At 53.5% G+C, this 26,784-nt stretch carries 25 protein-coding genes; 14 read left to right on the forward strand and 11 right to left on the reverse strand.

Annotated elements, in window-relative coordinates; translation table 11 throughout:
- Nucleotides 1-17: 17 nt before the first annotated feature.
- Genes ATI45_RS09975 through ATI45_RS09985 form a run of 3 tightly spaced genes read right to left on the reverse strand, consistent with a single transcriptional unit; the run spans nt 18 to nt 3,112 of the window.
- On the reverse strand, nt 18-920 hold the full coding sequence (locus tag ATI45_RS09975; protein ID WP_098419367.1) for an NAD-dependent protein deacetylase: 903 nt from the start codon (nt 918-920) through the stop codon (nt 18-20).
- A gap of 11 nt (nt 921-931) precedes the next feature.
- Complete coding sequence (locus tag ATI45_RS09980; RefSeq protein WP_098419368.1) at nt 932-1,483, reverse strand: DUF1415 domain-containing protein; 552 nt, start codon at nt 1,481-1,483, stop codon at nt 932-934.
- A 42-nt stretch (nt 1,484-1,525) separates the two neighbouring features.
- Nucleotides 1,526-3,112 carry an ABC-F family ATPase gene (locus ATI45_RS09985; RefSeq protein ID WP_098421711.1) on the reverse strand — a complete coding sequence of 529 codons (1,587 nt, stop codon included), beginning with the start codon at nt 3,110-3,112 and terminating at the stop codon, nt 1,526-1,528.
- Nucleotides 3,113-3,319: 207 nt separating this feature from the next.
- On the opposite strand from ATI45_RS09985, the gene ATI45_RS09990 reads away from it, so the two are divergent.
- Nucleotides 3,320-3,598, forward strand: a complete 279-nt coding sequence (locus tag ATI45_RS09990) for a peptidylprolyl isomerase (protein ID WP_098419369.1) — start codon at nt 3,320-3,322, stop codon at nt 3,596-3,598.
- Nucleotides 3,599-3,668: 70 nt separating this feature from the next.
- On the opposite strand, the gene ATI45_RS09995 is transcribed toward ATI45_RS09990, so the two are convergent.
- Both ATI45_RS09995 and ATI45_RS10000 read right to left on the reverse strand, forming a co-directional pair.
- Nucleotides 3,669-4,529, reverse strand: coding sequence for a DUF2059 domain-containing protein (locus ATI45_RS09995; protein ID WP_098421712.1), 861 nt, complete (start codon nt 4,527-4,529; stop codon nt 3,669-3,671).
- Between the two features lie 128 nt (nt 4,530-4,657).
- A complete protein-coding gene (locus ATI45_RS10000) occupies nt 4,658-5,557 on the reverse strand; it encodes a LysR family transcriptional regulator (RefSeq protein ID WP_098419370.1) in 900 nt (299 codons plus the stop codon).
- Nucleotides 5,558-5,693: 136 nt separating this feature from the next.
- Between ATI45_RS10000 and ATI45_RS10005 the strand changes: the two genes are divergently transcribed.
- A complete protein-coding gene (locus ATI45_RS10005; RefSeq protein ID WP_098419371.1) occupies nt 5,694-5,888 on the forward strand; it encodes a hypothetical protein in 195 nt (64 codons plus the stop codon).
- Nucleotides 5,889-6,282: 394 nt separating this feature from the next.
- Here the strand turns inward: ATI45_RS10005 and ATI45_RS10010 are convergent, their stop codons facing one another.
- From ATI45_RS10010 to ATI45_RS10020, 3 genes are read right to left on the reverse strand one after another with little or no spacing between them, the layout of a single operon-like run.
- Nucleotides 6,283-7,395: a DUF3618 domain-containing protein gene (locus tag ATI45_RS10010; protein WP_098419372.1), complete on the reverse strand. Its 1,113-nt coding sequence runs from the start codon at nt 7,393-7,395 to the stop codon at nt 6,283-6,285.
- On the reverse strand, nt 7,385-7,783 hold the full coding sequence (locus tag ATI45_RS10015; protein WP_098419373.1) for a phage holin family protein: 399 nt from the start codon (nt 7,781-7,783) through the stop codon (nt 7,385-7,387). The genes ATI45_RS10010 and ATI45_RS10015 overlap by 11 nt, the downstream gene beginning before the upstream one ends.
- Nucleotides 7,780-8,343, reverse strand: a complete 564-nt coding sequence (locus tag ATI45_RS10020) for a hypothetical protein (RefSeq protein WP_098419374.1) — start codon at nt 8,341-8,343, stop codon at nt 7,780-7,782. Before ATI45_RS10020 ends, ATI45_RS10015 begins: the two co-directional genes overlap by 4 nt.
- 1,215 nt (nt 8,344-9,558) lie before the next feature.
- On the opposite strand from ATI45_RS10020, the gene ATI45_RS10035 reads away from it, so the two are divergent.
- From ATI45_RS10035 to ATI45_RS10065, 7 genes are all read left to right on the forward strand, one after another.
- Nucleotides 9,559-10,392 carry a PIG-L deacetylase family protein gene (locus ATI45_RS10035; RefSeq protein WP_179888024.1) on the forward strand — a complete coding sequence of 278 codons (834 nt, stop codon included), beginning with the start codon at nt 9,559-9,561 and terminating at the stop codon, nt 10,390-10,392.
- 126 nt (nt 10,393-10,518) lie between these two features.
- The gene (locus ATI45_RS10040; protein WP_179888026.1) at nt 10,519-12,687 is read left to right on the forward strand and encodes an HAD-IIB family hydrolase; all 2,169 of its coding nucleotides are present in this window, start codon (nt 10,519-10,521) and stop codon (nt 12,685-12,687) included.
- Between the two features lies 1 nt (nt 12,688).
- A complete protein-coding gene (locus ATI45_RS10045; RefSeq protein WP_098419379.1) occupies nt 12,689-13,855 on the forward strand; it encodes a glycosyl transferase in 1,167 nt (388 codons plus the stop codon).
- A gap of 1 nt (nt 13,856) precedes the next feature.
- The gene (locus tag ATI45_RS10050) at nt 13,857-14,750 is read left to right on the forward strand and encodes a glycosyltransferase family 2 protein (protein WP_098419380.1); all 894 of its coding nucleotides are present in this window, start codon (nt 13,857-13,859) and stop codon (nt 14,748-14,750) included.
- On the forward strand, nt 14,747-15,358 hold the full coding sequence (locus tag ATI45_RS10055; protein WP_098419381.1) for an SAM-dependent methyltransferase: 612 nt from the start codon (nt 14,747-14,749) through the stop codon (nt 15,356-15,358). Before ATI45_RS10050 ends, ATI45_RS10055 begins: the two co-directional genes overlap by 4 nt.
- On the forward strand, nt 15,355-16,392 hold the full coding sequence (locus tag ATI45_RS10060) for a hypothetical protein (RefSeq protein ID WP_098419382.1): 1,038 nt from the start codon (nt 15,355-15,357) through the stop codon (nt 16,390-16,392). Before ATI45_RS10055 ends, ATI45_RS10060 begins: the two co-directional genes overlap by 4 nt.
- Nucleotides 16,393-16,450: 58 nt before the next feature.
- On the forward strand, nt 16,451-16,987 hold the full coding sequence (locus ATI45_RS10065; RefSeq protein ID WP_098419383.1) for a DUF421 domain-containing protein: 537 nt from the start codon (nt 16,451-16,453) through the stop codon (nt 16,985-16,987).
- Between the two features lies 1 nt (nt 16,988).
- Here the strand turns inward: ATI45_RS10065 and ATI45_RS10070 are convergent, their stop codons facing one another.
- Together ATI45_RS10070 and ATI45_RS10075 are read right to left on the reverse strand one after the other, a co-directional pair.
- Entirely contained in the window at nt 16,989-17,738 is a 750-nt protein-coding gene (locus ATI45_RS10070; RefSeq protein WP_098419384.1) for a hypothetical protein, read from the reverse strand.
- A gap of 130 nt (nt 17,739-17,868) precedes the next feature.
- Nucleotides 17,869-18,222 carry a hypothetical protein gene (locus ATI45_RS10075; protein WP_098419385.1) on the reverse strand — a complete coding sequence of 118 codons (354 nt, stop codon included), beginning with the start codon at nt 18,220-18,222 and terminating at the stop codon, nt 17,869-17,871.
- Nucleotides 18,223-18,845: 623 nt separating this feature from the next.
- Here ATI45_RS10075 and mrtJ point away from each other — a divergent pair.
- The 5 genes from mrtJ to ATI45_RS10100 all read left to right on the forward strand — a co-directional run bounded on the left by mrtJ (nt 18,846) and on the right by ATI45_RS10100 (nt 25,516).
- Complete coding sequence (gene mrtJ / locus ATI45_RS10080; RefSeq protein ID WP_098419386.1) at nt 18,846-19,322, forward strand: JDVT-CTERM system glutamic-type intramembrane protease MrtJ; 477 nt, start codon at nt 18,846-18,848, stop codon at nt 19,320-19,322.
- Nucleotides 19,323-19,776: 454 nt separating this feature from the next.
- A complete protein-coding gene (locus tag ATI45_RS10085; protein ID WP_098419387.1) occupies nt 19,777-21,858 on the forward strand; it encodes a catalase in 2,082 nt (693 codons plus the stop codon).
- Nucleotides 21,859-22,104: 246 nt separating this feature from the next.
- Entirely contained in the window at nt 22,105-22,563 is a 459-nt protein-coding gene (locus tag ATI45_RS10090) for a hypothetical protein (RefSeq protein WP_143751151.1), read from the forward strand.
- Nucleotides 22,560-24,038 (forward strand): ATPase domain-containing protein, encoded by a 1,479-nt coding sequence (locus ATI45_RS10095; RefSeq protein ID WP_098419389.1) that lies wholly within the window; start codon nt 22,560-22,562, stop codon nt 24,036-24,038. Before ATI45_RS10090 ends, ATI45_RS10095 begins: the two co-directional genes overlap by 4 nt.
- 11 nt (nt 24,039-24,049) lie before the next feature.
- The gene (locus ATI45_RS10100) at nt 24,050-25,516 is read left to right on the forward strand and encodes a putative bifunctional diguanylate cyclase/phosphodiesterase (protein ID WP_098419390.1); all 1,467 of its coding nucleotides are present in this window, start codon (nt 24,050-24,052) and stop codon (nt 25,514-25,516) included.
- A 127-nt stretch (nt 25,517-25,643) separates the two neighbouring features.
- Here the strand turns inward: ATI45_RS10100 and ATI45_RS10105 are convergent, their stop codons facing one another.
- Nucleotides 25,644-26,180, reverse strand: coding sequence for a PRC-barrel domain-containing protein (locus ATI45_RS10105; RefSeq protein ID WP_098419391.1), 537 nt, complete (start codon nt 26,178-26,180; stop codon nt 25,644-25,646).
- Nucleotides 26,181-26,784: the final 604 nt, after the last annotated feature.

The raw sequence follows: 26,784 nt of genomic DNA on the forward strand, positions 1-26,784 counted from the left end.
TTGTGCCCGGCCTGCGGTTAAAGCTGGTTAACGCACACCTGAAGGGTGTCCGAAATGCTGGCGTTCAGCCTGAGCGCTGCCAGAGATTCCGCGCGGGTCCGGCCCAAGTTCAATGTGGCGATGGGCTTACCCCATTCATGAGCGTAACGGCAAAAGCGGAACCCAGAGTAAACCATCAGCGACGAGCCAATCACCAGTAGGCCGTCGCTGGCTTTCAGCACGTCCAGTGCCGCGTAAACCCGCTGCTTCGGCACGTAATCGCCAAAGAACACCACGTCTGGCTTTAGAATACCACCACACACCGGGCAGTCTGCCAGCTGGAAATCTGCAAAATCGATGTCCAGATCAGCATCACCATCCGGCGCCACGTCCGCCGTATAAGCACTGAATTGCGGATTCAGAATCGCACAGCGCTGGTGAACCTCGTCCCGTTTGCATCGATAGTCACAGCTCATACACAGCACCTCGTCGGCGCGGCCGTGCAAATCGGTTACCGCCTGGGTACCTGCCTTCTGATGAAGCCTGTCAACATTCTGGGTAACCACCAGCGAACTGTGATTGAGCATTTCAAGTTGTGAAATACGATGGTGAGATGCATTGGGTGCAGCGTTGCGCATCAGCGGCCAGCCTATCAGGCTGCGGCCCCAGTAACGTTGGCGGGTTTGAACGCTGTCCATGAAGGCCTGATGCTGCACCGGCTGCTTGCGCTTCCAGGCGCCATCGCCGTCGCGGTAGTCGGGAATACCGGAATCTGTGCTGACACCGGCGCCGGTCAGAATCAACAATCTGGGATGGCTATGAATGAAGTCGGCGAGCATGGCACCGGCTTCCTCCGGCTGATGCAGGCTGGAAGCTATGTCACTATCCGGCAAGCGCTGATCGGAACTGAAGGGGCGGGAACGGTGACGGATTTCAGACATGCACACTCCGGTCAGGAAGGATTTTCCAGGCAGCTCGCCAGTAAGGCGCGCATTTTCTGGACACCCAGTTTTTGCGTGAGTTCAATATTACGCTCTGGTATGTCATCTACGTTCGGATAGTGATCAATGGCCACTTCCAGGCTGGCTTCGCGCAGCAGATGCAACATCGGGTAGGGCGATCGATTGGTGTAGTTTTCGGCATCATCCAGCCCGGTGCCAGCAAACTGATAGTGCGGGTGAAAACTGGCAACCTGGTAAACACCTTCCCTTTCCAGAACCGCCAACAGGCCGTTGGCTTGTTCCAGAAACTCGTTATACCGCATGAAATCGTCCAGCGCGTGAGGGTGAATCAGCAGCGTGGTTTCCAGATCTGGCTCGTCATCCATGCGTTGGAGTTCCTGCTGCAGACACTGCAGCAGTTCCACTTCGTTCGTCGCTTCGCACACGGTAAAACGCACGCTGTCTTTAACGAGTTCGCGCTTGGCGAACGGACAGAAGTTCAACCCAACGACTACCGTGTCCACCCAGTGACGGGTAGCGCTAATAATGTCTGACTGATTCACACCCTATCCTCTTGCATAACCACGTGCGTTACTTGCTCTTACTTATACGTAGCCGCGGCTGCGCAGGTATTCGTCGTAGTTGCCGCTGAAATCGATGACTCCGGTGGCATCAAGCTCAATAATACGGGTCGCCAGGGACGATACAAATTCCCGGTCGTGGCTCACAAAAATAAGCGTGCCTTCGTAGTTTTCAAGAGCCAGGTTTAGCGCTTCAATCGACTCCATGTCCATGTGGTTGGTGGGTTCGTCCAGCAGCATCACGTTCGGCTGTTGCAAAATCAGTTTGCCAAACAACATTCGGCCCTGCTCTCCCCCTGACAACACGTGAACAGATTTTTCGATGTCATCGCTGGAAAACAGCATGCGGCCCAGTGTGCCGCGAATAACCTGCTCGCCGCCGGTGGTCCAGCGTGCCATCCATTCGTTCACGTTCATGTCCTGAGCGAAATCTGACGTATGGTCCTGGGCGAAGTAACCAACCTGAGCACTGTCAGTCCACTTTACCTCGCCGCTGTCTGGCTGGTACTCCCCTGTCAGACATTGCAACAGCGTCGTTTTACCGACGCCGTTGGGGCCAATAATGGCAACCCGTTCACCGGCTTCAATTTGCAGACTGAGTTTTTTGAACAGCGGGATGTCGGTAAAACCCTTGGTTAATTCCTTCAGCGTTAACGCTTGGCGGTGAATCTTCTTGCCCGCTTCAAAACGAATAAACGGACTGACGCGGCTGGACGGTTTTACATCATCCAATTGAATCTTGTCGATCTGGCGCGCCCGCGAAGTGGCCTGTTTGGCTTTAGAGGCGTTGGCCGAAAAACGACTGACAAATTGCTGAAGCTCGGCAATCTGAGTCTTTTTCTTGGCATTTTCTGACAACATGCGCTCGCGGGCCTGGGTGGCCGCGGTCATGTACTCGTCGTAGTTGCCCGGGAACAAGCGCAACTCACCGTAATCCAGGTCCGCCATGTGGGTGCACACGCTGTTCAGGAAGTGGCGGTCGTGAGAAATAATAATCATGGTGCTGTTGCGCGCCACCAGAATGCTTTCCAGCCAGCGGATGGTGTTAATGTCCAGGTGGTTAGTGGGCTCGTCCAGCAACAACACATCCGGATTTGAAAACAGCGCCTGGGCCAGCAAAACCCTCAGCTTCCAGCCCGGCGCCAGTGCGCTCATCAGGCCATCGTGCTGGTTCAAAGGAATGTCCAGGCCCAGCAATAACTCACCGGCGCGGGATTCCGAGGTATAACCGTCCATCTCGGCAAATTGCACTTCCAGATCCGCCACGGCCATGCCGTCGTCTTCGGTCATCTCTGGCAGCGAATAGATACGGTCGCGTTCTTTTTTCACCGCCCATAATTCTTCATGGCCCATGATCACGGTATCAATCACCGTGGAGCTCTCGAAGGCGAACTGATCCTGGCGCAATTTACCCAGGCGAATATTGGAATCGAGCATGATGTGCCCTGACGACGGTTCCAGATCGCCACCCATGATTTTCATCAGGGTCGACTTTCCGCAACCGTTGGCACCAATCAGGCCATAGCGATTGCCGTTACCGAATTTGGCTGAGACGTTTTCGAACAAGGGCTTGGCCCCGAATTGCATCGTAATATTGGCAGTAGCGATCAAGGCAGCAACCTGTAGACGTAAGGCCGGTACCGGCAATTCACCAGGGAATCCGGAGCGGCTGAAAATAGACGCGACATTGTACAGGATTGCGCACAAAATGGTCAGCCAGCATTAACACTGACAAAAAGCTCTTGCCAGAGGCCGCCATGGCGGGCAGCATTCGCCAGTCGTCTTTAAAACGCACAAAATCATTTGAGGAAGCGAAACATGGCACAAGCAACAGCGCGTCACATTCTGGTAGACACCGAAGCGAAGTGTGAAGAACTGAAAAAAGACATTAAAGGCGGAAAAGATTTTGCCGAAGTCGCCAAAAAATATTCATCTTGCCCGTCTGGCCGCAACGGCGGCGACCTGGGCTCCTTCGGCCCAGGTCAGATGGTTCCAGAATTCGACACCGTGGTTTTTAGCGCTGACCTGAACACCGTACAAGGCCCGGTTAAAACCCAGTTTGGCTATCACCTGCTGGAAGTGACCAGCCGCGGCTGATCTGTTCGCCCGGCGAAACGTTCATGAGTCGCCGGGCGCTTATTACAGAACTGCGCTCCTCATCCAACGATTACTTGGTGGTCTGCGGAGCTAAAAACTGGCCCAACTGCTCGCCAATACTCTCTACAGGCTCGATAACCGCCTGCTTCACACCACTGGACACCACGCGGGTAAAATCCGCACCGGCATCGCTTTCCAGAAAGCTTAGATACTGCTCCATTTCCGCAGCACTGATATCCTGGTAGGCATACAGGTAACTGTTAAACACCTGCTGCTCCACAACCCCTTTCAAAGCCGGGCGCTGGCTTTCTATGCGCCTTTGAAGCGTTTCGAAATTCACCGAATCGCTGCTGAACGCGGCCATGGCAGACGCTAACCCAAGCTGCACCGCAATGGTGGCATCGACAGCACTTTGGGTTGCGCGGGAAGCGCGGTCAAAGCGCACGAAACTCTTGGCGCGGTCGGTATTACCAAACCTTTGGACCAGTTGATCGGCCTGCGCGCTGATTTGCGGCCATACCGCCGGTGCTGATGCGGCGACTTCCGCTCGTGAAATTTTCTGGGCGACGGGCGTGTCGTACCAATCCGCCACGGCTTGCAACTGCCCATTGCTCAACTCCGCCTGCAGGCGGCCTGCCACCTGCTGTTCAATTTTCTGCGGGTTAAAACTGTTGCTGACCGCATACCCGACCGCATCAGCCACCATCGGCGGCACCTGGCCGGTCTGTTTCAGGCCATCGCGTATGCCCTGGCTCATCATAGCCGGGTACTGCGCAATAATTTCATCCATCGGCGAAGCTCTGAGCACTTGCCTTGCGTCTAACGTCTGCTGCTGTTTTGCAGCGGGTGATGCTGCCACAGCGGCAAGCGCAGGGCTGCCCAGCAGGGCCGCCGACATCAAAAAAACACAGATTTTTTTACCAGCCATCATAATGCCGCCATCCAAAGATAATGTGGGCTGTTTATGACACGGCCAACGCCCACGCGGCAAGTAAATCCCTGCGCGAGCGGATGACAGTTTGGTAGGGTTGATCGCCGTGCGGCACACAGCAACGAGCATTAGTAAGTGGTGCTGAACTCCAGGCTAGCCTCAAGGGCCCGCAGGCGGGATACCAGAAAAGCCATCACCAGCCGTACCCTCGCCATCTGCTGGGTGTCCTGATTCACGTGCAACCATAAATCCACACTTTCACCTTCCAGCGGCTCCGACAGGCGCCGCAACTCACGAGCGTCTTCGCCGAGATAGCAGGGCAATACAGCCACCCCTGCACCGCTGCGGGCCAGTGCCACCATTGCCTGCAAACTATTACAACGAATCACCGAGGTTACCTGTTTCAGGTGGCGACGGTACCAGCGCCCGGTAGCCAGCAGGCTGAAGGTTTCATCGGGGATAATCCAGCGCAGCTGTTCCGGCCGCTGGTCGATATCGAAACCGAAGTTACGGCGACAGTATCCCGGGGTGGCATACACAGCGTATTCCATCGCCGCAATGCGCTCACCTTCCCATGTCGCCTGGGGTTTGTTTTCCGGGCGCAGGGTCAAATCGGCTTCGCGATGGCTTAAATTGCTGACGTCGTTGTCGGTCAGAACTTCCAGCTCAATGTCCGGGTACTTTATAAGCAGGCTCGCCAGAATCGGCGCTAACAGCTCAGCCATCAGCGTGTCCGGGGTGGCGATGCGTATCTTACCCTCAAGCGCGGTTGTTTCCTGGCGTAATTTGCGCTCCAGGTTTTCCATTTCCGCCGCCAGTTTCTCAGCCTCGTGAAAAGCCATTTCACCGGCAGCCGTCAGCTTCAAACCTTCGCGGCTGCGCTCGAAAAACCGAACTGCCAGGGCCTCCTCCATGTGGTCAAGCCGACGCAGCACCGTGGTTTGGTGCACACCCAGTATTTCTCCGGCTTTGGCGAGGGTGCCACCTATTGCCAAAGCGCGTACATATCGTAGATAATCCCAATCCATAAATCACTGCATATTTGCAACGTGGATAGGGATTATAACGTATTTATACTGCAAATATGAATCTATATAGTTAACTATATATTCGGCAAATGCCCGAAATTCACTGTTGAGAAATTTCTTGAAGGAGGAAAGCACTATGGCCACCAAGCCAGTCGCAACCGTTCACCAGCTGCCGTCATCCATCCTCCACAACAGTGGGGCTATCCGGAGCCAGTACACTCGTAAAGCCAGCCGTCACATGGTTCAGGCGATCGCACGAAAATTTCGCTCCTGGAACAAAAGAGCGGTGGCTGTTGCTACCGACATGGGCCAGGTGCAGGGCGGCCACTAAGCCGACCTGACAATCAAAAAAACGCCGGCGAGCCCTTAGCCCCCGGCGTTTTTTTGTGGCTGAAATTTATCGATCGAAAACCCAACGCAAAAAAAGCACTCATGAGTGCCAGTCCCGTGCCATAGTCTATATCGACCAACCAGCCGTATAGCTGAATTCAATTATAAAAAAAGGAAAAAATCGCCATGAGACTGTCACGTAGAGCGCCTTACACCACGGCCGCCTGGGCCTTCATAATGATCGGCTCAACCGCGTTTTTCCTGTCCAGCTATTTTGGTTTTCTGAGTTAAAGTTCAGCTGGGGGTGCAGCTGGATTGAAAACCGGATCAGAGAAGGTAGAACCGTGTCAGCCCGTACATGAACTGCGGGCTGACACGTTCTGCCGAGATCGCGTTTACGACTTATTTATATCGCCGACGTTTTGCCTTTTCGCTTCCGATTCGGCGGCATCTGCGATGCGCTTGCCAGAAGATTTTGCCTCGTCGGCCAAGGCATGGCCTGCCGTGTCAGCAGGGGCGGCGTCATCGGCATTTTCCTTAGCTTCCCTGATAACCTTTTTGGCTTCATCCGTAGCCGCCTTTGCCACCTTGCCGAGCTTTTGCTTCTCTTCTTCGAAGATACGCTCCGCGTCGTTTAGCAATTTGTCGCTCTGTTCACCAAAGTACTGATCTTCCATCCGGCTGCGCGGGAGTGCGGCTCCCAAAGCGGCACCAAGGGCAACCGCAAGTGCACCGGCGATCAGCGGCTGCTCTTCAAACATATCCACCGCGCGATCGCGACCCTGGCGAGCATAGGATGCCGCAGCATCGCGTGCACCTATGGCACTTTCCCGCGCTGAAATGACGCGGTTACGCGCCTCCTCCGTGAAGTTTTCTGTGCCTTCGGCCAGCCGTTCTTTCCACGCGGCTGCCCGATCAGATGCCGAGGAAGCGAGGTTGTGTGCGCTATCCGCTACAGAATGGCCCGCGCCCGATATTGATCCTGCAGCACCTTTGGCTTTATCGGCGACAGTTGATCGGGCACTGTCACTGGAGGCCATATTACCCGCGCTTGCTCCAATGCCCTGCCCGTCGCGATAATTCGTCCGCGCCCATGGCGGAGTACCATTTGGGTAAGTGTAATGATCTTCATAGTGTGACCGGGGCGTATCGTCTGGTTTTGGACCAGGCGGGCGCCCGCCGCGATCATCATTTCGATCTTCGTTATAGTCAGATCGACCATAATTGCGGTTGTGGTCATTGCGATCACGCCCACCGGACTTGTCTCCCATGATCAACCAGGCAAGACCTACACCCGTTAGCGCCAAAGCCACTGGATTACGCTTAACCGCTTCTGACACAGAGCGCCCTATGTCACCACCGTGCTCACGGAACTGGTCCGAAACCTGACGCGCAATTGACTCAACCGAGAACTTATTCTGCAAGCCATCCAGCGCGTCGGTCAGGCCGGCACGTTCACGCTCAATCTCACGTTCAATTTCTTCGGGACTGCGTGAATCATTTTTCATCGTAAACCCCCTTTACGGCTTGCGCGTCGCGCTTTACATTTTTCGCCGTTCTTGTCGGAGCGAGACTGCTGAGTTCCAGCTCACTCATGCCCTTTTTGATCATCACAAAGGCAATGATCGCAAAGACCACCCCCACGATCAGCGCCGACCATCCTGCAGGCACGCCCGCTTCGATCATCGCTGCTACAAGTGCTGCTGATAACACGTTGAGCGCGGTCAAAGCCACCACTACGGCACCAATGATCACGCCAATGGCAACACCTGCGCTTTTAAGATTTTCATTGACTTCGGACCGGGCCAGATCGACTTCACTCCGAACAAGAGAACTGACGTGGTTCAGGGCGTCAGCCAGCAAGCCTCCGGCGGATTTATTCGGATCGGTGCTCATATCGTGTTTCCTCCACGACTGGGTGTGCCTGCCGGGCCTTGGCCGCTGGCTGAACTGGAAGTGCCAAACCGGTCACCGGTGGGGTATCGATCCGGTTGGGTTCGATACTGGTCGGCTCCGTTGGAATCAGACCTGCCATCACTGGATGCCCTGGCAAAACGAGTTGCTGCGAAACCAATAAAAGCCGCGCTGCCGAGGAAAACCATCGGATTGCGCCGGGCAAAGTTTGTGACAGCACCTACCATCTCGCCCAAATCTTTGTCACGCATAGTATCAGAGGCATCCGCCAGTGCTTCTGCAATCTGGCTAAACGTCCGTTCCTGAGCAGAGCCACTGCGCATTTCTTTTGCAGCGGTCCGGAGGGCCGAAGCGACATCTTTAACCTCATCCGCTGCAGCCCCCTTCGCTTCATCAGCGTAATGGGCAGCTTCGGCTGACACTGTATCTGCGGCCTCCTGCGCACCGGCCTTCACTTCTTCTGAAGCAGCGCCGGCGGCTTGCCTGACTTGCTCTGTTATCGGCTTTTCACCGCGAGGATTATTTTCTTCAGTATTCGTCATAGTGAACTCCTTGAACTAAAAGACCAGATTGAAAACCACCAGAACAACAACGATAACTCCGATGAGATAGAAAATGTTGCGCATAGGATTTCTCCCTAACTACTAAAATTTTTGTTATCCAGAAGATAACGCTGGAATTCGTTTTCGGATACAAAAGTTAACAATTTAAATATAGAACCATGCGGACGCCTTTTCAAAGCGTTTCAGACATCATTACAGGTTAATAATAATGTGGTTTTGATTAACACACTTTAATCCAAAGCAAGAGTGTATTTATAGTGTGGGGTCTAGTTGGCATCGGCTTTAATGAGGGGAAGTTATGAAGTGTGGGGAAAAGTATTCTATTCTTAAGCCGTCGCGGTTGGTTATGTAATGAATGAATAAGCAATAGTGCCTTTTAATCCTACGGGTTATTACCTCCTGACATCCTCCAGATCTTCCCTTTCAACCTCAAACCACTCCCACCCTCCGTCAAGAGCCGGGTTCCGAATAACCGGTACACTCCGCTCGATAACCCTTTGGCCCCGCGGGTCAGTAAGGTCGTCATCGGCCCGCCCCCATGAGTGGTCAGTGTGGTCCACACCACATCAACCATGATGAACATGACAATGAAGGCCCCGGATAAAATCAAACCCATCTGGCTTCTCCTCCGGTGTGCCTGACCCAGCTATTGATAAACAATCCCGACTACGAATCTAACTGGAACCGCAGTCACAACCGGAATGGTTGCAGCCTTTACCTTCTGCGCACTCTCTGCTGCAGAATATTCCTATCGCGGTTTTAACATGTGTTTCATCGTCAGCCACTTTGCAATCGCAGCCCTCGTGCGCACACTTATAGGTGCCGTCAGCGCTTACATTGCCCATGATTTACTCCTTTACTTCATGATTGAGTTCAGAAATTTCACGTTACTAAGCAATTGACAGTTCAACCGGAAGATATCAAACCGACATCTTCTCCGGTCTTCTGAGTATAGGCGTAAAACACGGGCACTACCGATCACTACTAATAAGACTATCCTTAAATTTTTGTAAGTGCCCGCTTCTCATACCTGCCCTATAGTTCTGGACGGCGCCTTCGTCTTTTATAATTTACCGACGATCATGATGATCTGTAGCGCCGCATTGCATATCAAAATACTACGTATTTATGGGTATAAAGTATCGTCACGTTTAGCGCGCAATTTAAATGTTTATAGCCAGGGAGCAGGATTTAATGCCGGATTACAGCGTTCACACACAATCTGCTGCCACCGGACATTCTTCGCCTGCTGCTGAGGCCGTACTGCGCTATCAACAACAGCAGCAACATCAACAACAGCACGATCACAATTGCCAGCACCAGCACGCGATCCCGGTTTCAGGGATGGGCGCAATACTGGTGGTATCCCCCCATCCCGACGATGAAACCCTGGGCTGCGGGGGCCTGATCGCGCTTTGTGCCCGCGCTCAGCACCCCGTTTCAGTTCTGGCCATGACCAACGGTGAAGCGTCTCATCCTGGCGATCAGATATGGCAGCACAAGCTCGGTCAGATCCGCCAGCAGGAACAGCTCAACGCGCTGAAAACGTTAGGCGTTCCGAATCCTGATGTTATTTCTTTAGCACTTCCCGACGGAGGGCTCGACCGGCTGCGCGGCGACAAAACAAACGCGATCAGCGCGTTAATAGAAGAGAGCATGAAATCGCGCAACATTAAAACCCTTTTTCTGCCGGCTATTGATGATTGCCATAACGACCATCAGGAAACCGCCAGGCTACTCGCCAGGATCGCTACAAACTACCCGGCTAAGTTCATTTTCAGCTATCAGATCTGGCCACCCGTCACCAGGTCAGCGCAGGTATCCAGCAATGAAGCAGCTTACGCGCTTGATATTGCGCAGGTTCTTACTCTTAAAAAACAAGCAATCGAGGAATTTCGCAGTCAATTGGGCGATATCGAGCCAGCCCACACTGAGGGTTTCCGCATACCGCAAGTGCTGTTAGAAAAAAAATTGGAGGCTCATGAATCTTACGCACTGATCCAGAACGTTTTCGCCTGGAGCAGATGAGCACGAACATTACGGAGATACGATTGCACGGCCTTCTTACGCCGGGCGACTTTTAAAACCACGGAACGCGTTAGCGTGAGGCATCAAATGGAAAGGGTCTTCTCAGGTAAACCGTCCGGCGTGATCATGCACATCGCCCTTCAGGGGTGCCTTAAAGCAGGATCGATTCCCTATGGTTTGACGGCCGATACGGGCGGCCATATCCGTTACCTTCTGGAACTTGTTGCAGCCCTTGCTGAGTGTCCCGAGGTATCGCATCAAATCATCGTGACCCGGGCCTTCGACGATCCCCATCTGGGCACGGAATACAACCAGCAGGAAGAGAAAATGACCGACAGCGTCACCCTCTGGCGCTGTCAGGGACATTCCACAGCCTACTTGTCCAAAGAAGAATTATGGAAAGAGGTCCCTCACCTGGCCGACTGCCTTATCTCTAAGATGCAGCATTACGGCATTCGTCCGAACCTCGTTCACGCGCATTACGCCGATGCAGGTGTTGTCGCAATGCGACTGAAAGCCGCTTCAGGCATACCTTATGTGTTTACGGCTCACTCTCTGGGTGCCACCAAAGCGCAGCACAGACCGGCGAACAGCGATATCGGAAAAGACCTGAGGCGCCGAATCCGCTACGAAGAGCTGGCCATTAAACATGCCGACCAGCTGATCGCAAGTTCCGAACACGAAGCTCAGATTCAATACGGACTGTATAAATCGAACAATGCGCGCAAAACGCTGGTTAATCCACCGGGATGCCATGTGGAGAATTTCCGTCGTAGAGCGCCAGCACCGATAGCGAAGCAGATCGATTCGGAGCTAAAGCGGTTTCTTCGTGAACCGGATCGCCCCTGTATTCTGGCACTGGCCCGCCCGGTGGAGAAAAAGAACCTTTGTGCTCTGGTGAGAGCCTATGGCGAGCATCCGAACCTCCGTAATCAAGCTAACCTGGTGATCTACGCCGGAACACGACGTGAGATTGATTTGGGGGAACCGGAAGCTCGTCACGTATGGCAGCAGCTTTTAAAATTGATCGACCAGTACGATTTATACGGCCATGTTGCCTACCCAAAACACCATACCCTGGAACAGGTGCCAGCCATCTACCAGTGGGCGGCCAAACGCCGCGGGGTATTCGCCAATCCAGCCCTGATCGAACCGTTTGGGCTCACGTTACTTGAGGCAGCCGCTTCCGGGCTTCCGGTGGTGGCAACTCAGGAAGGCGGGCCCGTTGATATCCTCAACCGCTGCGGGCACGGGTTACTTGTGGCTCCGTCCGATATTCGCGGCATAGCGGACGCTTGCCATCGATTAATATCCAACGATATCGAGTGGCAGCATTACAGTTCACACGGGCACCGCAATGTCGACTTCTATACTTGGTTCCGTCACGCGCGCCAGTACGTCTTAGACATGGATCTTGCCGTGCCCGCAGACCCGATTCCTTTTAATGTCAGGCGAGCAAGGCAGTTACTTGCTACGGATATGGACGGCACATTACTCGGGGACCGCGACGGACTGAAGCGCCTAGCGATCTGGCTGGCGCAGAATCGACACTACTTGTTTGTAATAGCGACCGGCCGCTCTGTAGCAGCCGCCTTGCGGGAGCTGGAAATTTGGAAGGCGCCCTTGCCCGACTTTCTGATCACCGATGTCGGCTCGTCTATTTACCGAATCGATTGCCATAGAAAAACCCATCTAATCCACTCCTGGCACCGGCAACTGGACACAGACTGGCAACGCGACGAATGCGAACGGCTACTCAGTCGGCATTCTGCTCTGGAACTGCAGCCCCAGAACACACAGTCTGCGTACAAACTCAGCTTTTTTATACGAGCCACAGGAACCAACACACCAGGCCCCCGCCCCATGACGGCATCCTCTGCCTGGCACAATGAGGCTATAAAGAAAGAAGTGGAAAAAGTCTTGATGTCGGCCGGTCTGGTTGCCCGCGTTGTGCATTCCCACGGCAACCTTCTCGACGTTCTTCCTGAAGCGGGCGGCAAAGCTAAAGCCGTAGAGTTCCTTCGCAAGCGCTTCACCATAGATCGCCAGAAGGTTGTAGCATCTGGCGACTCGGGTAACGACACGGATCTTCTTCAGTACGCGGCGCTCGGCATTGTCGTCGCTAACCATACCGGCGAACTCGAAAGTCTGCGCGATTGTCGCAGTCTTTACTGGGCAGACGCTGACTACGCTAACGGTATTCTTGAGGGCTTAGAACGCTTCGAAAATCCAAAAAAGCTAAGCCAGCCGATGCGAAGAATCCCGGAAGTTAACACCGCCGAAACAGGAGATTAACATGGTCTCGCATCCGGTCATTACTGACAGTTCGACTCTTTCCCGGCGACCTGTCGGCTATTTTGTGCATCACCACGGCCATGGGCATGCTAAGCGTTGTCTGGCGATCGCACACCAGCTGAATCCGCGCCCGGTAATCATTTTCTGTGCCAAACCTGACATATTTCCAAACCTGCCAGATAACGCTGAAATCGTCAGCTTGCCGGATTTTCACGGCAAACAGGCACGATCAGAACACCTGCACCAACAACCACCCTGTTCGGCGCTGGACTGTGCACCGGTAGGCGTGTCGGCTATCCGCGAAGCCAGCGGCATCATTGCGGGCTGGCTCGCCCGCGAAGATCCGGCTCTGTTTGTGGTTGATGTGTCGGCAGAGCTTGCCCTGCTTAGCCGGATCTGCAGTGTGCCCGTTGTCAAAATCCGCATGCACGGCGACCGTGAAGATGCGGCGCACCAGGCCGCTTATTCCGCCTGCGCTGGCATACTCGCACCCTTCGACGAAATACTGGAACAGCCCGACTGGCCAGATCATTTACGCGCGCGAACTTTTTACGCAGGTGGCCTGATAGACACCCGCAATCCGGTCCCGGATAAAGCCGAGTCCCGTAAGCTCCTGGGATTACCCAAGCATCAGCAGATCTTTGTTATTGTCGCGGGAAACGGCGGCGTCGGTATTCCAATCGCACCGGTCACCCTGGCAGCGCGAGCCTACCCGGACGCACTGTGGCTGACCGTTGGCAAAACCGTTCGATACGGTCATGAAACCGACTTTTCGAACCTCAGAGATGTTGGCTGGGTTGATAACGTTAACGACTACCTTGCCGCCGCCGATGTTGTTGTGGCAACACCGGGCGACACCCTCACCCACGAAATTGCGCGGGTTGGCCGGCCGCTTATCTGCATTCCCGAATGGTGTTATTACAACGAACAGGTGCGTAAGGCCGAAGCGCTTGCCGCCCAGAATCTGGCCGTTTACTCGCCAACCTGGCCTGCCAGCTTCGGGCAATGGCGTAGTCTGGTGGAGCAGGCAGGCCAGTGTGATATTTCCCGACAGCGCCTGCTAGTGGATGACCGCGCCGCCAGCTGGGCCGCCGCCTGGTTAGAGGAACTTATTCAGAAGCTGTGGCTTGAGAGCACGCCTGACGAGCAGATGAAAGCGGAGAAATAATATGGCCTCCACTTTGCAGATACCTGTCGCAAGTGTATTGACACTCATCCGGGGCCGGCAAGGGCATCTTGATGCACTGATCAATGGCCTGCGCAACCAGACCTGCTTAAACTTCGAGCTCGTTATCGCTTATATGCAACCTGATCCGCCCAGGGTTGACCCGTCATTGCCGTTTCCGGTCACTATGGTCAGGGTTCCGGGCATCAGAATGCCGCTCGCAGCGGCCAGAAATACGGCAGCAGCGAAGGCTTCATTCGAGCGACTCATTTTTCTGGATGTCGACTGTATTCCGTCACCAAATCTGGTGCAAAGTTTTGTCCGGGAGCTGGACGCCTGTGGCCGCTGTCTTCTCGGGGAAGTCCGTTACCTGCCCGGAACTGTGTCGGAAAACACGCCAGCCGTTGCCGCATTCGGCGATTTGGCAGCGTTTGGCAAGCAGCATCCGGCACGCCCCCGTTTGCTGGGCGACGGCTGGATGGACGAGCCCAATCCCCGTGCGCTATGGGGGCTGTCATTCGCCCTCACCCTGGAGCAATACAACGCTGTGGGCGGAATGGACGAACGCTATGTGGGTTACGGCGGCGAAGAAACAGACTTAGCCGAACAGCTTGCGGCGAAAGGCATTAAATTCGGGTGGTGCGCAAATGCGCTGGCTTTGCATCAGTACCATGCTGTTTACACGCCGCCGCTGGACAGGTTTGACGACATTCTGGCCAACGCACTGTACTTCCATAAAAAATGGGGCAGCTGGTGCATGGAGTACTGGCTGAACTTCTTCGCTGATTACGGCCTGATCGAATGGTCGCCGGGCGCTGCGACCGTTAACATTCTGCGCCACCCTTCCGAAGCAGAAATCCGCGCCTGTCGCCAACCGCCTGAGGTCGCATTCGCATGAGTTCACAAAAACAATCACCGCCTGAAGACAGCTTTCCAGACACTTCTCCCGAATTCTTCGAGCGGCTTTATCAGAATTCGGAGGATCCCTGGAACTTCAGGCGCTCTGCCTATGAGCGAGCCCGTTATCAGGCCATTGTTGACGGCATAAAGGATAAATTTTACGCCTCTGCCTTTGAAGCCGGCTGCTCGGTGGGCGAGCTCACGGCGCTGCTCGCACATTATTGTGACTCCCTGACAGCCATCGACTGTTCAGCAACAGCCGTTGAGATCGCCAAATCCCGATGTCAGGAATACCCACACGTGGACATCCGCCAGGGCACCTCACCTGGCGCCCTGCCAAAACACCGGTGTGATCTGATTGTCTTTTCTGAAATAGGTTATTACTTCTCGTGCGAGGACCTGGCATCGCAAATTGAGCAACTCTGGTCGCTTTTAACACCCGGTGGGCGGCTGATTGCGTGTCACTGGCTGGGCCATTCGGAAGACCATCTGCTTCACGGCGCGAAAGTACACGAAACCATCGGTCAGGTTCTGTCCGTGAGTAGCGACTTCACAATGCTGGACAACGGCTATGCGCTGCAACGCTGGAGTAAATCAACGCTATGAATTCAGACCACGGTCAGCTTGCGCTTTTACTCTCCTCCCTGCCCGATCGGCCGCTCGCCAGTGATTATCAGGCGGCCGCTAAGAAACTGCTGCCGTATATACAATCCAAGGTGCCGCCCATGGGTGAAGGCCAAAGCGCTGCCCGGCTGACTTTTCTGACCACCGTAGGGCGTGACGATTTAAGCCTTGCTCGCCTGATTGAAGGTCACCTGGACGCCACACAGATTTTGCGGGAGGCAAAGCGTCCTGTCGACAAACAGGCGCTTTACGCCATATGGGCTTCGGGTGGGCCGGCAGACAGCCTGCACATTACGCAGACTGCCCGGACCGCTTCCGGTCTGGAACTGACTGGCACTAAGCCGTTTTGCAGCGGCTCCGATATAGTTGATCGCGCGCTGATCTATATTTACCCCAACGAGCAACTTGTTGAAGTAGATATGCAAGCCGTTGGTGCGGTAGGCCGCATCGACTTTGACGGCAAAGCCTGGGAAGCCCCGGCTTTTTCTGAAACCCACACCTGGAATGTTGCGCTGCGACGCTTCCCCATCACGCAGGATAATTACATTGGTGGCTACAAATGGTACTTCGAGCGTCCAGGCTTTTGCCTAGGGGCGCTGGGGCCTGCGGCCTGCTGGACGGGCGGAGCAATGGCTCTGGTAGATTCGGTGCGCCAGAGAACGCTTAAGGATGGACACGCAAAAGCCCATCTCGGAGCCATGGCCGCCCTGGTATGCAGCATGCAATCACTGCTTCGGTGGGGCGCACAACAGATCGACGCCGACCCCACCAATAAGTCAGGGCAGTTATTCCCGTCAGCTTTGGTAGTAAGGCACCAGATCGAGCGTGGCTGCACGGAAATCCTTGATCGTTTTGGTCGCACACTGGGCCCACGGCCTTACGCCTTTGAGAGGGACAATTCTCGCCGTATCGCAGAACTCACTCTTTATATTCGCCAATGCCATGCCGAGCGGGATTTAGAAGAGCTTGGTAGCTATCTGGGAGAACACCCAGAATTTCTCTCAAATTCCGTATAAACAGGCCCGTTCTGCAATACTGAGGCAGCGAATTTAATAACATAAATAAGGGGGCACGATGTTTTTTTCAGACGTGTTTGCTGATGCAGTCGCCAAAGGGGCTCTGCTGAGCGCCTTTGGATTATTATGGGTCATTTTCCTTGTTCGGATCGTAGGGCTAAGGTCCTTTTCGAAAATGACAAACTTTGATTTTGTCATGACCATAGCCATGGGCTCCCTGCTGGCAAGCGCATCGCAGTCAGGCAACTGGCAGGGCTTTCTGCAAAGCCTTACCGCAATGGTCGGCCTGTTCGCCATGCAATATTTTGCTTCCATACTGCGTAAAAAATCGCCGGGGTTCGACAAACTGGTCCAGAACACGCCAGTCCTGCTTATGAAAGATGGAGTCATTATTCAGGAGGCTTTACGGGCCACTCGTGTTGCCGAGGATGACTTGATGGCCAAGCTGCGTGAAGCGAACGCGATCGATCTTTCAACCGTACGCGCGGTTGTGCTTGAAACGACGGGCGATATATCGGTGCTGCACGGTAAGCAGGTTGACGAGGCACTCCTCAAGGGTGTAGCTCAGATCCAAAGCGGTGATATGAGTTCTTGAATCATTCAATATGCGTTGTCAAACATGAAAAATTCGCCGCATTCATTTTTTCAAGATCCTTACTTAACTTATAGCGCTGTCGCAACGTCGCCAGCTGTTTTGTGTCCCAGGATCCGGGTGTCAGCACCAGGTGATCGCCATCGTACTTCAGATCGAAGCGGCGCTCAGCGCCGATGGGCATAGCCTCTGGCCCATAGATACCGATAAGGCGCAGCGTCAGGCAGTTCAGCTCTAGCTTGTCTTGCAGATTTTTCTCTCCATGACTCTCTGAATAATACTCCGGTGTATCTTCCCGGGTCGTCATCACTTCGTTCCGGGCAATACGTTGGATCAGTTCGTTGAAGGTGCCAATATGGAAAAATCCGCCAGGCGGTATCGGACCCTGGCGAGTATTTTCCGAGGCATTCAATGGTCGCTGATTGCCCGCTGCCTGATCGCTTTGCCCGTCACCCGAATCGCCACTTTCAAGGTATTCCAGCTCGAAATCAGTGACATCCAACGTTATCGTGCCTGATGAGGTTTCAAGCTCAGCGATGATGTACTCAATGAAAACCGATTCCGCGCTCATATTGCTGATAAGGCAGAGCGCATTGATATCCTTGTTACGACCACGATTAATGATCAGCCGGGGACTGCGTTGCCGGCGAAAACCCAGATACAGGAGTTGAGCGTAAACCAGCCAGACAATAACCGAAGCCAGGCTGGCGCACACAGAAAGCACCTTATAATTGTCAGCTATCCAATCGTACATAAAGCCGCTTTTCTCCTCTGAGTTCTGACCCACCCACCGGGCGCATACGTCAAAAAAATCAGCCGGACGTTTAGCTCAAAAAAAAGGGGGGGGATTCCGGACGAACTCCCCCAGCCGTTGTGAGCAGATGTCATTTCGAGAGGCGCTTTGCATTCGCCGTTGTGCGTTTATGAAGTGGTTTCAGACTACGCCGGCTGGTTGTCCACCAGGGCGTCTGGCCACCGAGCAGAATATTCAGCCACGCCTTCTGAACCTCAAGACCGACCTCCCAGCTCGCGGCGAGCTTCTCGGTCACCATGCGCTGGTTTTCATGAATCATTTTTGGGTCCAATGGCGACTTTGCCTCCCATAAAAACGTTCGCGATTTAATCGTCGAGAACGCTGAAGACCAAAATTCGGAGGTCATCTGCCCGAGCTTCCAGACTTCAGTAACTGCTGCGGGGGTGGTCGGAACAACGGAAAGTATACGTCTCTGATTACTCATTAATTTCTCCAGACGGTGAGTCAGTTTGGACACGAAAAGTTGTTTGATTTCTCGTAAGCGGGCATTTGGGTACCGACCTTCCATGAGGCGGGGAAGACGGCATTTTTCGGTTTATCTGTAGTGATCATCCAGATAGTCACGTTCACGATCGCACTAAAATGGCGCTCTAACGATTAAACAATAGTAGATTCCGGGGCATGACAGTCGATGAGAATCGATTAAATTTGGTCAATATTCCGGACACAAATGATTGGAAAGTAAACAAACTCAACAACCTGTCCAGATTCGTAAATCACTTCCCCCAGTTCAGGTTCAACGGGCTTGTTGAAGCCAACCCTAACTACGCAACCAGAAGACCGCTAAAACCTGTACATATTTATTACGATATAAAGTAAGCGTAAAGCAGTAAATACGTATTCATAGGGTACATATAATATTGAATCTGACAGGAGATGGGGCGAATGTGGATTAGCGTACAGACTTATTATGAGCGTTGAATTAAAAAAGAGTTGCTGGTATTTAATGTAACTGAATAATTATGCGTTACGCTCGCGTCAGCCGATCCCCCGGTGGCTGTGGGGCGCGGACATCAGCTTTATCGCATTTTAAAAGGACCTGAAACGATGCCTGACGCGACTGCACTGAGGTATTCATGGGGATTCACACGTCCCGAACGCTTATTCAGTGATCGCCAGTTCCTGTTAGCTTTAATTGCTGGCTGCAGCATAAGTTTCGTGGCGGGGGCGCTTGCTGGTGTATATGTCACATTTAAGACCGGTTTTTTAGTTGTGGCCTTTTTTATATTCGTTGCGCCTCTGTGTGAGGAGATCGTTTTTCGCGGTGTGGTTCAGAATTACCTCGGCAGGAACACTGCTGGAGTGCAATATCCGGCCCGGCTGTCGCCTGCCAACTTAATCACTTCTTTACTCTTTACGCTATCGCACTTGGTGTACAACGCCAATCTGTTCGCCTGGCTCGCGTTCTTCCCCGGGCTGGTATTCGGATACTTTCGTGAACGCTACAACTCGTTGCTTCCCGGAATAATTTTACATTCAGCGTTTAATTCAGCTTTGATTTCTGGCTGGTACTTAAGTACCTGATGCTGGGTTACGAAGACGCAACTTGCAGCGACAAATGGCAATATGCCGGAATACGACGTCGACGGGCCGGATGTGGATGTTGACACTAAAACGATGCGTGGCCTGGCAAATTGATACTGACATTATTCGGTAAATCTGACTTTTCTGAATAAGGCATTACGAATCTCCCTGTTTTGCAGCTCGGATGCTGCTTCAGCATCGCCCCTACGAACGCAGCACTTATTTATAATTAGCAGTCAGAAAACCAGGCTTCAAGCGCGCGATAACGGCAATCTTAAAGATTGGTCATAACACCCACCAAAGGCTGATCGGCGCACTAGTATGTATTAGATCGCCGTTAATCAGGGGCGGTCTCAAACAACCAATTGTGGGAACCGCACAGCAAGAACTTTATATCAAGGACTTTATAGCAAGAACTTTATAGCAAGAACTTTATAGAGGGAGAAGCCCGCTTATGTCTAAGCCCAAAAAACCATCGCAACATACACCTGGCCAGGGTGGCGAATTGCATCAGCATGCAAATGCCACGCATCCGACCATGACCACCCAGCAAGGCGCGCCCGTCGCCGATGACCAGAACTCACTGCGCGCCGGCGCTCGCGGGCCGGGGTTATTGGAAGACCACGTAATGCGTGAAAAGATCTTCCACTTCGACCACGAGCGCATTCCCGAGCGCGTTGTTCACGCCCGCGGGGTTGGCTTTCATGGCTACTTCGAAAACTACAGCAATCAGTCAGAACTGACCGCCGCCGACCTGTTCCAGCGCCCCGGTGAACAGACACCGGTATTTACCCGCTTTTCCACAGTAGCCGGTAACAAGGGGTCGGCAGACTTACCCCGTGATGTACGCGGCTTCGCCGTAAAATTTTACACCCAAAAGGGCAACTGGGACCTGGTGGGCAACAACATGCCGGTGTTCTTTATTCAGGATGCCATGAAATTCCCCGATCTGGTGCACGCGGTAAAAGAAGCGCCAGACCGCGGTTTTCCTCAGGCTCAGTCAGCACACGATAATTTCTGGGACTTTGTCAGTTTAATGCCAGAAAGCACGCACACGCTGATGTGGACCATGTCTGACCGCGCCATACCGCGCTCGCCCCGCTTTATGGAAGGTTTTGGCGTGCACAGCTTTCACTTCGTAAACGCCGAAGGCGACTCGAAGTTTGTGAAGTTTCACTGGAAGCCAAAGCGTGGCATGCAATCGGTGGTGTGGAACGAAGCTCTGAAAATAAACGGGGCGGATCCCGATTTCCACCGCCGCGACATGTGGGACGCCATTCAGCGTGGTGATTATCCAGAATGGGAGCTGGGGGTTCAGATATTCGATGACGCCTTCGCGGAGGAATTTGAATTCGATATTCTGGATGCCACCAAACTTATCCCTGAAGAACAGGTGCCGATTACGCCGCTGGGTAAAATGGTGCTCAACCGGGTTGTCGATAACTTTTTTGCGGAAACCGAACAGGTCGCGTTCTGCACCCAGAATATTGTGCGGGGTATCGATCACTCGAACGATCCGCTGCTGCAGGGCCGCAACTTTTCTTACCTGGACACCCAGACCAAACGTTTAGGTGGCCCGAACTTTACCCACATTCCCATCAACGCCCCCAAGTGCCCCATGCATCATTTCCAGCAGGATGGCCACATGGCGATGACCAATCCCACGGGCCGCGCTAATTACGAGCCCAACAGCTGGGAGGACAGCCCGGGGCCGCGGGAAAATCCGGCCGAAGGTTTCCACAGCTACCCTGAGGAAATAGAAGGCACAAAAGTTCGTGAACGCTCTCCCACCTTTGCAGACCACTACAGCCAGGCCTTTCAGTTTTACACCAGCCAGACCGACGTAGAGCAGAAACACATAGTCGCGGCCTTCGTGTTTGAACTCAGCAAAGTTGAACGCGAAGACATTCGCCTGCGAATGATTGCGCACCTGCTGAACGTAGATGAGTCACTGGCTGAAAAGGTTGCGGAGGGCTTGGGGCTGGATACCCTGCCGAAAGCTGCTGAGCCGGCGATGAAACCCCGCAAAGACTTACCGGTCTCCGATGCGTTGAGCATACTCAAGAATGGCCCAAACAGCTTTGGCGGTCGAAAACTGGGCGTATTTGTCAGCGAAGGCACCAACGCCGAAACGTTCGACGCGTTAAAAGCAGCCGTAGAAAGCCAAAACGCCGTACTGGCCGTGATTGCACCCACTATTGGCGGCGTAACAGACAGTAACGGGCGCAAGATTGCAGCCAATGAAAAAATCGATGGTGGGCCATCGGTGCTGTTCGATGCTATTGCTTTATTGCCAGGCGCCGACGGAATTGACGAGCTGGCAGGTAAACCCCCGGTTCGCGATTTTATCAGCGATGCCCTCGCCCACTGTAAGTTCATCGGCTTTGACGACAATGGTGAACAGCTGATAAGCAGCGCCGGTTTCGGCACCCGGCTGGATGACGGGTGTATAAAGCTGGATGCAGACAAGGCTGAAAAAGCCTGCACAAAGTTCATCGAAAGCTGTGCGGCCTTACGTTACTGGGACCGGGAATAACTCTCCAGGCGCGTCTGGGGTAATCGCTGAAACCGCAACTTTTGCCTTTAGCCCCAGCGCGCCAGGGACGATGTCCCGTCTGCGTATTTCATGACGACACGTAGGCGTTGCCATTTTGTTAAGAAAATGCGTTCCATTGCAACTTCCTCATTTAAAAGTAAAGCTGGTCGCATTGATGAAACGTCTACGATGGTAAACAGCGCTTAACGAGCCGCATAGGCGATGACGGTATAAAGGATTCGTTCTATGGCAACAAGCAACAAACAATCATGTCCGTATGCCTTGCACAGAGCTATGGAGCATCAAGCCGAAGGTGCCCTCGATGCGGGTGCGGTGGACAAAACCACCATCCAAACATTGCTCCTGGTGAACGTCATACTGACACCGGTGATCGGCGAAGTGGGTGTAAACGTCCTCTTCAAACGCTCGCTGCACCTGACGAGTAGAACCTTCCCGTGGCTTACAATGGCAGAGAATCACGGAGATACCGGCGATCTGCTCGCAAGTCTTAGTGCGCGTCTGGCGGGCCGCGATACGAATGAAGCTGTAGAGGCAAGTTCAGCCCTGCTGGTAGGCTTCACCGAACTACTGGCAACCTTGATTGGTGATTCCTTAGTCAAGACCTTGCTGGGTTCTCTCAGTGCGTCTCTGGCACCATCTTCTAATAAGCACGAGACCACACCTGAGCAAGACACAACATCATGAGCAAAAAGGTGACCATACATCCTCTCAAAACCGGTGTGCAGGGGCTTGATGATGTCCTGGGCGGTGGCATACCTGAATATTCCTTCAACCTCATTAGTGGGAATCCAGGTGCGGGCAAGACGACGCTGTGCCACCAGATCATGTTCGCCTTGGCAACGCCTGAGCGGCCTGCGCTATTCTTCACGGCGTTTGGCGAACCGCCGTTAAAGATGCTGCGTTATCAGCAGCAGTTCACCTTTTTCGACTCCGATAAGATCAATGAGTCAATTCACTTCATTAATTTGAGCGACGAGGCCGCAACGGGCGATTTTGATCAGGTACTGGCGCGTATCACCCAGGAGATCGTGGCATTTTCTCCAGCGTTGGTCTTTGTCGATTCGTTTCGCTCGGTTTTACGGGAGGCGGAACACCAACCCGAAGATGCGAACAACCTGCAACGATTCCTACAACTACTCGGGCTTCAACTGACCGGCTGGCAAGCCACCACCTTCCTGATTGGAGACTTTGTGTCGGACAGCGGCTCCCATCAGATCTTGACGGTGGCTGACGGTCTGCTGTCACTGGAACAATCTGTCGAACGGAATTCGATGGTGCGCAAGCTGCAAGTGATAAAAATGCGCGGCCAGGCGACCCTGCCAGGAAAGCATGCATTCCGCATTTCCAGTGATGGGGTCAATGTCTTTCCGGCGACCATCGTTCACAAAGACCCTGAGGATGTGGGAGAGGCCTCAGAGGCATTACTCAGTAAAAAGCGGGTTGCCATGGGCGTGCCGCGCCTCGATGACATGCTGGGCGGCGGCTTGCCGTCGGGCCATTCGCTGCTGATTGCGGGGCCGACCGGGTCGGGCAAGACCATCCTTGCCACTGCCTTCCTGGCCGAAGGCGCGCGCCTGGGCGAAACTGGCGTGATTGTCGCGTTTGAACAAACGCCTGGCCAGTCCTGGATCCGTACGCTCGACGAAATGATTCAAGGCCGACAGATCGGCTTGATTAATGTCCGGGCCCTGGATCTGTCGGTCGACGAGATCGTACAGCGCCTGACTAACCTTATTAAGGAGATGAAAGCAACCAGGGTGGTCATCGACTCGCTGTCCGGGTTCGAGCTGGCGGTGGCACCCACGTTCCGCGAGGATTTCCGCGAGTCGCTGTTTCGCATGATCGCGGTACTCTCCGGCCTCGGCGTGACTGTGCTTATGACGTCGGAACTCGAGGACCGCTATACCGATCTGCGCTTCAGCCCCTACGGAGCCGCCTTTCTCACCGATGCGATCATCGTACAGCGCTACATCGAGGTTGAGAGCTGCTTACAGCGCGTCATGGCGGTCGTCAAAGTGCGTGCCAGTTCCCACAGCAACGAAATCAGACGATTCGATATTACGGATAAAGGTATGGTCATCGGTGACCCGGTGTCCGACTTTGAGGGAATCCTCGGCGGGCAGCCGACGCGGAAAAAAACAACCAAAAGCGTTGAGTGAGGTAAGGCGGGATGAGTAAGAAGGGATGCAAAGATCAAAACACCGGGACAGAACCGACCGTTCCTAGTCGTGCGGAGGCTGCCCAGGCGCTGTTGAAGGAAGCGAACGAGCGCCTGATCATCGCGTCAATTCACGCCCAAACCATGGCAGAGTCCGCCGAACTGGCCAAAGAGCAGATGGCTTATATGGTCGGTCGCGATTACCTGACCGGTTTGCCGAACCGTTCGCTGTTGAACGACCGTATGGCGCAATCGATTGAATTCGCGAAGCGTCACGGCACGAAGATTGCCCTGATGTATATGGATCTGGACAATTTTAAACACATCAACGATTCGCTCGGTCATGCGGTTGGTGATGAATTATTGAAGTCGATTGCAAAACGTCTGCAAGCCTGCGTTCGCCATTCCGATACGGTTTGTCGTCAGGGAGGAGACGAGTTTGTGGTGCTGCTGAACGAAGTTGCAGATGCGCGTGACGCTGTCGTCACGGCAGAGAAGATAATCGAAGCCATGGGTCTGCCGCATCTCGTCAGTGGTAGCCAGCTCAACGTTACTTTCAGCATCGGCATCAGTCTCTACCCCGACAACGGTGAGGATCTCGAAACAGTCGCAAGAAAAGCCGACGCAGCTATGTATCAAGCCAAGGAAAAAGGGCGCAATACCTATCGGATATTCATTCAGGAAATGGAAGTCCGTGCGCTAGCGCGGCAATCTATGGAGCAGAAACTGCATCGAGCACTGGAACAGAGCGCGTTTGTGTTGCATTACCAGCCAAAGGTGAACCTTAAAACCGGATCAGTGACCGGCGTCGAGGCGCTTATCCGCATTCGGGAACCAGATAACCAGCTCGTTTACCCGGTGCACTTCATCAGCATTGCTGAGGATTGCGGCCTGATTCTTCCGATCGGCAGATGGGTTCTTCATGAAGCCTGTCGGCAGACTCAGGCATGGTTGCAGGCCGGATTCGATATTGGTCAGATAGCGGTCAACGTCTCGGCCAGGGAGTTCCATAGCCAGGATTTTTTCTCTGGTGTCATTTCCGTACTCAATGAAACGGGTCTGGACCCGCGTCACCTGGAACTGGAAATTACGGAAAGCGGACTTATGGAGGACACAGAGCAGGTATTGGCGGTCTTGGACGCGCTCAAGAAACTCGGCGTGCGGATTGCTATTGATGATTTTGGCACCGGTTATTCCAGCCTGAGCTATCTGGCGCGTTTTCCCCTGGACACGCTTAAAATTGACCAGTCATTTGTACATGATCTGGATGACGCTTCACGCGATACAGAAAATGCCATCATCAGCGCCGTCATTGCGATGGGCGGGAGTCTGAAGCATCGCGTTGTGGCCGAGGGAATAGAAACGAAACAACAACTCGACTTTCTGCAATCTAAACACTGCACCGAAGGACAAGGTTATTATTTCAGCCGGCCTGTGGCTGCCAAGGAATTTACCGCATTGTTGGCAACCATTGGCTGACGTCAGATATAACGGATTTAAGGGAACGGACACGCTCGTGGGCGCTTACCTTGAATGCGGGAAGGTTGGAGGAAGTAGGGGGGGATGCTGGAAGCGCCCTGCGGGGCGCTTCTTGAGGGGAGCGGGCTTACTCAGTCGCTTGCTCGACCTCGTCACCCATCTCTTCTACGCCTTGCTTGACATTATACCAGGCTGAAGAAGAAGCCTGTTTTGTGTTCTCCCAGGCGCTCTCACTAACTTCCCTAGTGTTTTCCCAGGCCTGTTGCAAGCTTTGGCTGGTCTGGTTCCACCAATCCTCGTTGTATTCTGGCAGTTTTTTCAACTCGTCCTGAGTCATTTCCATGTGGACTTCGTACTCCACGCCGCCGAAGTCTGCATTGCCGGACTCCGTCACGACGGTAAAGGTGCCGCGTTCCGCAACGACCTCATTGCCCCCGAGGCCCAGTATCTCACCCGTCTGGATAACCAGCGAGTGTACCGACATATCGTTGCTCATCAGGATGTCTTCAACCTCACCGATCTCTTCGCCAGTGCTGTCAAAAACATCTGCATCCTTCAGTTCGTCCATGGTGTACAGCCCCTCTGCCGCAAACGCTGAAAGACTCATAGCCATGCCACCTGCCAGCAGGGAGACACCCATTGCGCGAATAATAGGTTTACTCATTGTCGTACTCCTGTATGACGTCACTCCAGTGAGCGCCCGAGGCGAAGATGCACTGCGGACGCTGCTCCAGGAAGACGCGATCAATGTTCGAATTCACTGATTCAGTGAACTGCGTCACACTTTTTAACTTAGCAAAGGCCATGGCACATGCCAAATGACGTTCCCGCAATGATGCAGGAGGGTTTGGTGATGAGGGAAGTGAACGGCCGATTGACGGGTTTTGAACGATGATAGAGATTAAGCATTAATATATTATGAATTAAACGCAACTCCATAACCGTTGCTAAAAATCAATGGCTCTGCCATTTTGTGTTTCAGCGAAATACAGCATTTATATCGCGCTCTCTTCGATCATCCGAATGTCTTCAAACAGGCAGCCAATCAAAGTTCGCAAGCGCTTTATTTAACGTGTTTTGATTACTCATCATTGGGTTTTTTGGGAATTTTGCGGGCGCCGCCTTCAAAGACAGTCCCGCGCCCTGATCAATAGGGGGAATGGTTATCTGGTGGCTGCAGCGGCTTCTCAAGAGCCAGGGGTGTTATAAAAACGCTGAGGTAAACAATCGTCGTTTCCCAGCCGTCAGGCATCTCGCTTGTGGCGGCA

Origin of the sequence: Marinobacter sp. LV10MA510-1 (genome assembly GCF_002563885.1) — a bacterium.
Lineage (GTDB): Bacteria > Pseudomonadota > Gammaproteobacteria > Pseudomonadales > Oleiphilaceae > Marinobacter.